The following is an 11,283-nucleotide window of genomic DNA, read 5'->3' on the forward strand; positions in this document are numbered from 1 at the left end:
CTGGGCCCCTCGACCTTGAACATCTCAGCAAACGATTTGCTGTGGGAGTTCTTTAAGAAGCATCCGATGAAGTAACTGCGTGGCAGTTTCGCTCGGTCAACGTGGTTAGCTTTAACAACGCCGCGATGCCAGCAATCCGAAGAGTGCCATGTTGCAGTTCTGGCCAACAGTTAAATTCCGAACGCGCTCGTTCGGTACTGTGATTTTCATGTGGTGGCCGACTAGGGGCGTGATTGCAAGCTTCTGACGACAAGATCAGCAGGATCTCTCGCCGTACATCGCTGCGTATTTTTCTCCATCATTTCTTCGCACCGCCTGGAAACCGGTGCCCGGCCACTTCCATCGGCACCGCATAGACGCTCGTCCGCGCCGTGACATACAGGGTTTTCAGATCGGGGCCGCCGAATTCACAATTCGATGGACCTTTTGGCACCTGAATCGTCCCAAGCAGTTTTCCCTGCGGGTTAAATACTTGCACGCCTGTTGCTGCTGCGATGTACAGATTGCCGCGACTGTCCACGGCACAGCCGTCGCCACCGCCCCCTTTCTTGCCAGTCGGCTGATCGATCGTGCAGAACTTGCCTCCCGGGCCAAGCTTGCCGGGCGACATCACCGGGTAGGCCAGCATTTCCTCTCGCAAGAACGTGATCACGTACAAAGTCTTCTCGTCCGGCGAGAGAATGATTCCGTTCGGGCCTACGACGTCGTCGATCAATCGTGTCAACTTGCCGTTGGCCGCAATGTAGAACACGCCGTGTACGCCCTGGTTTGACTTTCCATCAAGCGAAAACGACGGATCGGTGAAGTACACCCCTCCGGTGGCATCAATGACCAGATCATTCGGCCCGTTTAGGGGTTTGCCGTCGTATTCGGCAGCCAAGACGCGCTCGGTCTTTGTCACGGGGGACCAGGCGACGACACCGTTGCGCTGGCAACAGACAATCTCGCCCGCGGCGTTGAACATCTGACCATTGGCATGATTCGTTTCCGAGCGAAACAGCGAGGTCTTGTTGCCCGGTTCGACTTTGAAAACTTTGTCTGCTGGAACGTCACTAAAGTAGATAACCCCGTCCTTATCTGCCGCTGGACCTTCTGTGAATTTAAAGGTGCCAGCAAGCTCGACCGGCGCGCCGGTGGCCCCGATGCCGGGGATGAGTTTGCCGGTCTGGTCAGCGGCCAGGGTTGCCGTCGTTGAGACAAGCGAGAGTGAGCCGGCCAAACACGCGATTGTTAAATGTCGAGCGAAGCGGTGGACGCGCATGTGAGGCTTCTCCCGGTGGGGACTGTGCGATTGCGAACGTTCCAGCAAGAATAGCCGAAATGCAAGGCGATCGCGACCGGGCGGTCGACCCCAGGGCAACGGCCGGCAATTGCGACTAACTACCGCCATCCAGTGGGGCCACTCGCCACACCTGACCGCCGGGTGCTTGGAAGTAGAAACGTGACGTATCGGCATATTCGATAGGCCCCACGTCGAATTCCAAGAGCCGGATCCTGAGCGATGGCGGGTCAGACGTTTTCAGTTCCAGCCAGGTGGCTTTCAATTGATCCTGCTCCGAGAGAACTTCGGAATCGTCGCCGTAGAACAAGCCCACCACAAATCCGTCGGTGAACTCGAAAAGATCGAACTGCGGGCTGGGAGCGGCAATCGTGTGGCAGCCCAGCACTTCGACGTAAAACTCTCGCAGCCGCGCACGCAATGCCGACGGTGCGTTGATCTTAATGTGATTGCCAACGACGACCTGCATTAAACACCTTGCACCCGGCATATGTAAGATGGCACGTTTAACTCACAATCCTAGTCGTCCAAAGTCTCCGCCAGTCGTTCGACAGCCTCGTGCGCTTTGGCGCCATGATGATCTTCAAAACGGTGTTCGTACACTTTGCGGCCAAATTTGAAGAACAGAGCCGGCGTCACGATCTGATCCATCAGCGTCGAACTGATCAGTCCCCCCATGACAACGATCGCCAACGGGTGCAAAATTTCCTTCCCGGTTTGTCCGGCACCCATCGCCAAGGGGACCAGTCCGATCGTGGCCGTGAGTGCTGTCATGAGCACCGGGGCAAGCCGTTCGAGGCTACCGCGGATAATCATCTTCTCGTCGAATTTTTCCCCCTCGAACTGCATCAGATGAATGTAGTGCGAGATCATCATAATGCCATTGCGGTTTACGATGCCTACCAGCGTAATGAATCCCACCCAATGGGCCACTGACAGACTGGTGGCCGAAATCCACACGTACGGCCATTGCCAATAGGGGGCGGCGGCAAGTGCCTCGTGCGTGGGCCATTGCGTCAGCAGCAACGCCAACACCGCGCCAATGGCCGCTAGCGGAATGTTGACCATCACCTGCAGTGCCGCCCGCCAAGAGCCTAGGCATTTGATCAAGAGCATAAAGATTCCGGCCACTGAGACGGCACCTAGGATCAATAATCGCAAATTGGCTTCTTGCTGAGCTTCGAACTGGCCGCCATATTCCACGAAGTAACCGGCCGAGAGCTTCGGTACGATCTTCTCCGTGACGGCCGTCCGGATCTCGTTGACCACGCTCACCAGGTCGCGGTCGGCCACATTGGCCATTACCACGATTCGCCGTACGACATTCTCGCGGTTGATCGTATTCGGCCCCGTGGTTTGCACGACTTCGGCCACGGTTCCCAGTGCTACGCGCGCCCCGCTAGGCGTGGTGAGTAGCGTAGAGCGAACGACGTCGATGTCATTGCGCGATTTCTCGTCAAACCAGACGACCAAGTCAAAAGTGCGCTGGCCTTCTAGCACCTGGGATACTTTGCGGCCCTGCAGCGCCGTCTCAAGGGCGTCGGCCACGTCGGCTGGCGCGAGACCATAACGGACGGCGTTTTCGCGTAGTACGGTCACCCGGACCTGAGGAATTTCCACTTGCGGCTCGATTTGCAAGTCGACGACGCCAGCCACATTGGCCATGATCGACGAAATGTCTCGCGCCTTGACGCGCAGCACGTCCAGATCCGCTCCGTAGAGCTTGACCGCGATCTGCGCGCGAATGCCCGACATGATATGGTCCAACCGATGTGAGATGGGTTGGCCGATGTTGTAGACCACGCCGGGTACCTGCGAGAGACGCAGGCGGATATCAGCCAGCACTTCCTCGCGCGGCCGGCCGACACGATCGCTTCCCAGCAGGTGCAAACCGGGGATGGCGCGCAGCACGGCGTAGAGAATACCGGGCTTGGGCTGCTCGTGCTCCACGAGTCCGACGTCGATCTCTGAGTAGTTGACATTTTCGGCATGCTCGTCCAATTCGGCCCGGCCCGTACGGCGCGAGGTATGCGTCACCTCGGGCACCTCGCGCAACATATTTTCGCTGAGCCGGCCGATGCGGTTCGATTCCTCCAGGCTGGTGGCCGGCGGCGCCGTAGTGCCGATCGTGAGCGAACCCTCGTTAAAGGGAGGCATGAACTCGCCCCCCATGAACGCAACTGTAGCGACGGACAAAGTTGCCAGCACGGCGGTCACCGCCAAAACGATGCCGGCATGCCGCAGCGTAAAGTGCAAAACGTGTTCGTCCAGTCGCTTCAACCAGCGGAGCAGGAACGGGTCGTGGGCATGCTCTAGAAACCCGGCCTTCGGCAGGAGGTACGAAGCCAACACGGGAGTAACCGTCAAGGACACGGCCAGCGACGCCAACAGGGTGACCAAATACGATAAGCCCAGCGGGGCAAACATGCGTCCTTCGAGTCCGCCTAGAGAAAACAGCGGCAGTACGACCAGCACTACGATTAACGTGGCGTAGACGATGCTGTTGCGCACCTCGGCCGACGCCAAAAAGATGACCTTCAGCGGATTATCGGGCTGTGGCTTGCCGCGGTTTTCTTTCAATCGCCGGTAAATGTTCTCGACGTCGACGATCGAGTCGTCGACCAACTCGCCGATCGCCACGGCCAGACCGCCTAGCGTCATGGTGTTGATCGAGATCCGCCAGAAGTGGAACACCAAAGCCGTGACGATTATCGACAGTGGAATCGCCGTGAGCGTAATAGCGCTTGTGCGAAAGTTCCACAGGAAGAGAAACAGCACAACGACCACCCACACGGCCCCATCGCGGATTGCCTCCTCGACATTCTTGATGGCGACATTGATGAAGCTCGACTGCCGAAAAATATCCTTCTCGATCTTTACGTCCGCGGGCAGGGTTGCCTGAATGTCTTCCAGCGTCTGCAGTATCTTGCGGTCGAGCGTCAAGGTATCCGCACCAGGTTGCTTCTGAATCGTGAGGATGACGGCCGGCTGGCTGTTGACACTACCGTCGCCGCGAGGGACGGGGCCGCCGTAGCGAACATCCGCCACTTGACGCACCGTTACCGCCACGGGATCGCCCTGCCGTACGACCGTATTCTCCAAGTCTTCCAGGGTCAGCGCACGACCGACGATGCGAATCAGTGACTCCTCACTACTGGAGAGCAAGAAACCGCCACCGGTCACCGCATTGGATTTCTCAACCGCCTTGGTCAGCTCGTCGACCGTGACGTCATACTGGGCCAGCCGCTCGGGCGAGGTCAATACTTGGAATTGCCGGAGCAAGCCGCCCATCACGACTACCTGAGAAACGCCGTTTTGCGCAAGCAGGCGCGGGCGGACGGTCCAGTCAGCGAGTGTCCTCAACTGCATGGCGTCGGTAGCACCTTCGCTACGCAGACCCACGAGTAGTATCTCGCCAATGATGGAACTGATCGGCGCCATCAGGGGATTGGCATTGCGCGGCAGTCGAGGCCTGGCCAGTTGCAGCTTTTCGTTGACAATTTGGCGGTCGATGTAGATGTCGGTGCCCCATTCAAACTCCACCCACACGATAGATAGCCCGATCCCAGATGCCGAGCGAACCCGCAACACGTCAGTCGCCCCGTTGAGGACCGACTCGATAGGGAACGTGACCAGCGTTTCGACTTCCTCCGGAGCCAGTCCCGAGGCTTCGGTAATGATTGTGACCGTGGGCCGATTGAGATCCGGAAACACATCGATAGGTAATTGCGCGGCTACGTAGCCGCCATAGACGAGCAGTAACACCGTCGCGGCGAGCACCAGCGAGCGATTCTTTAGCGACAGGGCGATGATGTGATTCAGCATTTCAATCGAAGCTGAAAGATTATGTTGCGGGTCTGACTCATGGAGCCGCTGCACGCGGAGAGGACTCCGTGTTTTCGGTCGAACCGACGGATTTGGCGGTCTGCGGCGGTTCCTTGGAGATCGTGATGGCCAGCCTGGCTAGCATTCCCTCTTTGAGCTGCCCGGCCGGATTGTCCAACGGCACCCAAACACTCATCGCGCGTCCCCAGGCGGAGAGTGTCGGCGCGGTGCGTTCGATGACGCTGGTGGCCGAGAATTGTGGATCGGCCGTAATCGTGGCCGTGACAGGCTGACCGACCCGCACATCTGCCGAGTCTTGCTCGTGTACGTATCCGCGAATGACAACCGCGGACGTGTCGTGTATCTCGAACAATTCGTCCTGCGGCCGCACCACTTGTCCGATCGACAAGTCGAATACCGTGATCCGGCCGTCGATGGGCGCGCGAATCTCGCTGGTTGTACGGATGGCCTCGGTGGCCGCGTTGTCGGTGATATCGAGCCGCGCGATGCGCGAGATTTCCTCGTCCGAAAGACCCATCAACGAGAGCTTGTTTTGCAAGCTATCCACCGAAGTTTGCAGGTTATCTGTATCGGTTTGCGCCTGCCACAGATCTTTTCGCGAGACGCCGCCCGTTTGGCTCAACTGGCTGTGGCGCTCGAGCAGCTTGCGCGACAGTTTCAGTTGTGCCTCGGCACGTAATAGCTCGAGTTGCACATTGCGCAAGTCGAGGCTTTCTACTTCGGCCAGCACCTGGCCAGCGCGCACAGCTTCGCCATGTTCCACCAAGATGTTGGCGATTCGTCCCGTGACCGTCGAATACGCGCTGGCCTTCCGGTCGGTCGGCAGTTCAACCTGGGCCTGCGCGATTACGAGTCGGCCACCGCTGTCGCTCGCGGGAGGGGCCGACTGGGTATCGACGACCTGACCCCCACTAGCAGTCGTCGTGCGGAGCCCGGCCGAATCAGCAGCGAAAAGCGATGCCAACTCGTGCTTGCCGGTCGTCACCACAGGATCGCCAGGGAACAATCCGTCGATAACTTCCACGAAGCCACCGCTGCGCAGACCGAGTTTGACGGGCTGCCGTAGGTATACGCTAGGCATTTGCGGCGTCGCTCCACGCCGCTCCAACACGACAACATAAGGTTGGCTTCCGGGATCGACGACGGCCTCGATCGGACAAGCAATCGCCTCCCGCATTACCGTCGCGCGAATGCGCAAGCGGCCGAACATGCCGTCGCGCAGCAGCTTCTCCTTGTTGTCGACTTCGACGTGAACGTGCATGGTGCGCAGCTCGGGGTCGAGCTTTACGCCCACATGATCGACTTCGGCTTTGAAGACCTTATCAGGAAAAGCATCGACGCTGATATCGACAGGCTGGCCCTCTTTGACGAGCGTACTATCCGTCTCCAAGACCTGACCGTGAACCCAAACTGTCGTGAGGTCGACAATTTCGTAAACCTGCTGCCAAGGTGCGACAACTTGCCCGGCGCGAACGTTAGAGACCGAAACCACTCCGCCGATCGGACTGGTAATGGGCACGGTGCGGACGGGTTTACCGCTATTCAGGATTTCGTCGATCATCGATGCGGTCAAACCCAACGACAATAATTTGAGAACCACGATCCCGCGCTCCGCGGCCAACTCATTGCGCGTCGTTTGCGACTCCAGCAGGCGGCGCTCTGACATGCTGCCACTCGAGGCGAGGCTGGTGCGCTCTTCCAGTAGCCGATTGGCCAGGTCGAGTTCGCTGGCCGATTTCAGCAAGGCCGTTTGCAGGTCTTCGATCTCTTGGCTTTCGACTTGTGCCAAAACCTGACCTTGGTCCACCTTGTCACCCGGTTGGACGTGGACCCGCGAGATTCTGCCGGCGACCAAGGAGGTGACGTACGCATGTTGTCGCCAGGGGACTTCCACCGCGGAGTTGGCCATTACGTCGCGTTCGAGGTCTTTCAAATGCACGGTTTCCGTGACAAGCCCGAGCGATTTCTCTGCCCCGCGAGAAATCCGCAAAACGTCCCCTTCGACGGCGACGCCGGTGTTTGGCAGGTTGTTGTGTTCGTCATGCCCCTGCGCTGAATCAGCATGCATGAGCCCAAAGCTGGCGATGACGGCCGGTAGCAATCCGGTGCGTAGGCTTCGCGACAGAACGTTCATCGGTAGGCCTCCTCGGCGCGCGGTTCGCGACCTGGTGCTAACCTCGTATCGGCGGTGCCGCCAAGATCTTGTGCGAGAACCGCTTCCAAGCGCGCCAACACCGCTTCGGTGTTTTGCGCAGCCGTGGTCATGTCGGGCTGTTGATCGGCGTCGAGCGCAGCATGCACGGTATCGAATTGAGAGCGAAGGTCGCGACGGGCCAAATTGATTTCTTCCCAACGCGCGCGCGGAATGCCGCTGTCGCGCGCGATGTACATCAGCCGGCCAATTACCAGGTCCAATTCGTCCAATGGATGGTGCGCATCATGCGGTCGTCCGTCGGCGACCGCTGCGAGCACCTGCTGCCGACATTCGCGGATTCGTTGAAGTGCTAAGGAATAATCGCCTGGCATGTCGATGTCGGCGTCCGTTAGGGCATCGCTTTCTTCTTCGTGTTCATGCGCATCGTGCGTCGCAGGCGAGTCGGCAGTTTTTGTACAACCTGCCACAGCCACGAGGCAGAGCACGACCGCGGCGACGGCCGCTTGCGCGAACCGGTAGCGCGTTAATGCGGAAGAACAAAGAATCGACGGCGTTAGCATCGACTCCCTCCACGAGAGGCACGATGTAGCGCGATGGTGCAAACGGGGAAACGACGCCCGAGCACATTATGCGAGGATGGCGAGCGCCGACAACGCGTGGCGGCAATGAGCTTGCCGCACGAGAAGTGTCAGGTTCTCTGCACGCCTGAGCGCGCATGACGCGCTGTGTCGCACAGCGGCAAGGCGCTGATCGGCGTCAGACGACTGGGGGGTGATTCCACTTCCGCTGGCACGGCGACTTCGGGCAGTAAGGCAGGAGCCGTCTGACTACCGGAGGGCAACGTTTGCAAGGCGGCGTCGCACAGGCTACTGGCGACAATCCGCTGGGCAACCAGGTGATGACTATGTTGGGTCGGCTCGTCGTCCGCACTTTCCTCTGCCGGGACCGTGAATTGGAAGCCGAGCACATAGATGTGCATGTGCAGTGGTGCGGCAAGCCAAGCGGCGTTGCCTTCAGTCGCCGGAAAGGCGCTGGCGATCAGCTCAAAGTCTTGCGAGTCATGATGATGCGCCCCTGCGCCACCTGGGTGCGCATGGCACATCCCCGCCGACGAGCCGGCCATCAACAGAAGGGCCACGGCCATCAGGCGAGTTCGGCGGTGGAGGATAAATGTCCACATAGCAAGGACTACCGGAGCGCACGTTAGCTTAGGGACTTCCTCTGAAGTATACATGTCAGTACTAGTCCCGACCAAGGCAGTTTGCCCTGGACGCTCAAGGCATGCGGCGTGAATGCGCGGTCAAGTGGTGGCCAAGGCGGCCAAGTTCGGCGTCTGGACCCATGGTGGCGACAGGACTTACGACGTTGCGAGCCGGTCGTTTCCGGGATTTTGCGGTTGCCAGCATCCTCGGCGTCGTTTTTAATGCTCGATGTTCAATCCGACGGCGCTCGGCGTTGGACGAGTCTGATTGTGCTTGCTTTGCGGCTCGTAGCGCGCGGCGCTGGCCGCTCCTCAGTCGGCGACACCTTGGAACGCTCGTCACTTGAGCAAACCCATCCGCACACCAATTAGCTAAGGACAGATCGAACCATGACCCCAGACGCTCCCAAGAAGGCTCCGACCAAGACGGAGATACTCGCTTCCCTGGCCGAAAAGACGGAGCTGTCAAAACAACAAGTGAGCGCCGTCCTGGATGCCTTGAGCGCAGACATCGGCGCGAGCCTCGATGGTGCTGGATCGTTCACGATCCCGGGTCTGGTCAAGATCGAGCGTAAACACGTTCCGGCCAAGCCCGCCAAGACCGGCGTGCCCAATCCTTTCAAGCCGGGTGAGCTGATGGACGTGCCCGCCAAGCCCGCCTCGACCAAGATCACAGTCCGGGCTCTGAAGCAGCTCAAGGATATGGGCAAGTAGTAGCGGCCGGCTACGGTTGCTCGACCGGACAGTAGAGAGTTGCCACCAGCGCATATAGCTGCGCCACGCGCACCAGATCATCGATCGAGACCCACTCGTTCACCGTGTGCTGGCCTCCCGCGCGCGGCCCGTGTGTGATCGCGGGTACATGCGCGATTGCCCAAAAGCTATTGCCGTCGTCGACGAACGGCTTGGCTCCGGTCGGCAGGTCCGCGCCGCCGTGGCTTGCATAGGCGGCTTGAAAGCACGTTACCAGCGGATCGTCCAGGTCCAACGCGAACGCGCCACGTACCGGACGCCACTCGACGAAGTCGGATGTTCCAGTGGCCTTGGCGGTCGCGAGAGCCAGGGCGCGAAACTCCTCCTCGATTGTTGCAGCGTCGCTGTCTGGCAACCATCGCCGTGTCCCCTCTAACCAACAGCTCTGCGGGTATTGGTTGTAGATTTCGCCACTGTGGATTTGGCCGATAAATACACTTTCGCTGCCGGCAATCGGGTGTCGGCGCGACGTTAGAGTCCGGGACAGCTTTGCCAAGTTGTCTACAAAATGGGCGCCGGCGGCGATCACGCTGGGCTCATCCGCAGGACGCATAACCTCATGCACCGCAGCGCCCTGGCGAAGAAATGTCACCTTCCAAGTAGCCGCGCCGCGCCCGGCAATGGGCAATGTCTCGCAAAGCGGTTCGGGAATCAGTACCGCGTCGCCGTGCAGGCCAGCTGATATCAACTCGTTAAGCTGTTGTCCCAAGCCCCAAGGGGCTTCGTGCAGATCATGGGCGACCAGTAGGACCGTACCGCCAGGAAGTGCATCGGTGTCGCGCAATACACGCAGCGCTTCGACGGCAGCGGCCAGCCCAGCTTTCATATCCGCGGCACCGCTGCCCGTGATCTGGCCATCTGCGACAGCCGGTGCAACGAACGGCAGGTGCACAGTATCAAGATGTCCGTCGAATTGCAGCGTGCGTCCGGGTTGCGGGCTGGAGAGCCGCGCGACAACGGCCGGTGCCGCGGGGTGACCCCCCAGGGGACGCTCGACGGCGAACCCGTCGCGACGCAGAATCTCGGCCAGCGTATCCGCCGCCGCCCCGGCATGGCCGGTTGGGCTAGAAACCCCGACTAGCTCCACTGCAGTATCGACGAGTCGCTGACGATTTACCGCTAGAGAGAATCGAGCACGCAGTGATTCAAGGCTCATAATGGCACGTATTATTGGCGGTTACGTAAGACGGAGATATCCGAGTCGTATGGGCCGGCTCGCGCACCTCGCTGCGCAATTCGTTTAACTTGCTATACAGGCGAGTGCTATTGTCTGGCCATGCGTGTTGCCAAGGCCGCAGGCATCCGGGTTTTTGCTGCGCAAGCAGGCCATGTACGAGAAACTTTCCACGCGGTGATGTTAGGGGCATTGGTTATGCGACATGGCGTCTGTGATGGGTGCGGTCAATCGTACCCGCTCAACAGCCTCTATCAAGTTTTCGGGCAGTCCCATTGTGAACCCTGCGGTAATAGTGCCATTGCCGCGCGCGGAGCCAAGTTAAGTCCCGGCGACGTATCCAAGCTGGTCGACCCGACAGGCTGTGGTTGGTGCTCGACCGACTACGGACGCCAGGAATTGGTGCCGATTGGGAATGTCCCGGCCTGCGAGACCTGCGAACAGCGAATGCGCAACTGGCCTTATCCGACGAGGATTAAGGCCTCGTTCGTCGTATTACTGTTGTTAGCCGTAGGCGCGTTTGCCTACAACTTTCGTTTCTTCAAAGCGTACGTTCATATGCTGCGCGGTAATCACACAACTAGCTTCGAAGAAGGGCGCGATCACGCATTGGCTGCCGCCGCTCTGGTGCCGGAATCGCAACCGCTACAAGATCAGGCAGATCTCTTTCGGGCGATCGAGTTCATGCAACAGGACAATTCGGCCGAAGCGTTGGCCTTGTTGACGCGGCTACAATCCAGAAATCACGATCCGCGTCTGGCTTCCCTCATAATCGAGGTGGAGATGGGGGCTGCCTTCGACCGGAAGGATTACGACACGTTCCTGGCCAAGGCGCGCGACAAGGCGGAGCACACTCCTGAGGACATCATGGCCAA

Annotated in this window: 9 protein-coding genes; 2 read left to right on the plus strand and 7 right to left on the minus strand. The window is 59.4% G+C overall.

All coding sequences use genetic code 11. From position 1 onward, the window contains the following. Positions 1-298: 298 nt before the first annotated feature. The 6 genes from VGG64_12315 to VGG64_12340 all read right to left on the minus strand — a co-directional run bounded on the left by VGG64_12315 (position 299) and on the right by VGG64_12340 (position 8,424). On the minus strand, positions 299-1,261 hold the full coding sequence (locus VGG64_12315) for an SMP-30/gluconolactonase/LRE family protein (protein ID HEY1600383.1): 963 nt from the start codon (positions 1,259-1,261) through the stop codon (positions 299-301). A gap of 115 nt (positions 1,262-1,376) precedes the next feature. Then, a complete protein-coding gene (locus VGG64_12320; GenBank protein HEY1600384.1) occupies positions 1,377-1,748 on the minus strand; it encodes a hypothetical protein in 372 nt (123 codons plus the stop codon). Positions 1,749-1,798: 50 nt separating this feature from the next. Beyond that, entirely contained in the window at positions 1,799-5,104 is a 3,306-nt protein-coding gene (locus VGG64_12325; GenBank protein HEY1600385.1) for an efflux RND transporter permease subunit, read from the minus strand. A 37-nt stretch (positions 5,105-5,141) separates the two neighbouring features. Further along, a complete protein-coding gene (locus tag VGG64_12330; protein ID HEY1600386.1) occupies positions 5,142-7,259 on the minus strand; it encodes an efflux RND transporter periplasmic adaptor subunit in 2,118 nt (705 codons plus the stop codon). Further along, a complete protein-coding gene (locus VGG64_12335; GenBank protein ID HEY1600387.1) occupies positions 7,256-7,840 on the minus strand; it encodes a hypothetical protein in 585 nt (194 codons plus the stop codon). The genes VGG64_12330 and VGG64_12335 overlap by 4 nt, the downstream gene beginning before the upstream one ends. Before the next feature lie 128 nt (positions 7,841-7,968). After that, positions 7,969-8,424, minus strand: a complete 456-nt coding sequence (locus VGG64_12340) for a hypothetical protein (protein ID HEY1600388.1) — start codon at positions 8,422-8,424, stop codon at positions 7,969-7,971. 447 nt (positions 8,425-8,871) lie between these two features. Here VGG64_12340 and VGG64_12345 point away from each other — a divergent pair, with 447 nt between their 5' ends. Next, a complete protein-coding gene (locus tag VGG64_12345; GenBank protein HEY1600389.1) occupies positions 8,872-9,195 on the plus strand; it encodes an HU family DNA-binding protein in 324 nt (107 codons plus the stop codon). 10 nt (positions 9,196-9,205) lie between these two features. On the opposite strand, the gene VGG64_12350 is transcribed toward VGG64_12345, so the two are convergent. Then, positions 9,206-10,390 carry a M20/M25/M40 family metallo-hydrolase gene (locus VGG64_12350; GenBank protein HEY1600390.1) on the minus strand — a complete coding sequence of 395 codons (1,185 nt, stop codon included), beginning with the start codon at positions 10,388-10,390 and terminating at the stop codon, positions 9,206-9,208. Between the two features lie 216 nt (positions 10,391-10,606). Here VGG64_12350 and VGG64_12355 point away from each other — a divergent pair. Next, on the plus strand, positions 10,607-11,283 hold a 677-nt coding region (locus VGG64_12355), incomplete at its 3' end, for a hypothetical protein (GenBank protein HEY1600391.1).

The organism is Pirellulales bacterium (genome assembly GCA_036490175.1).
GTDB lineage: Bacteria > Planctomycetota > Planctomycetia > Pirellulales > JACPPG01 > JACPPG01.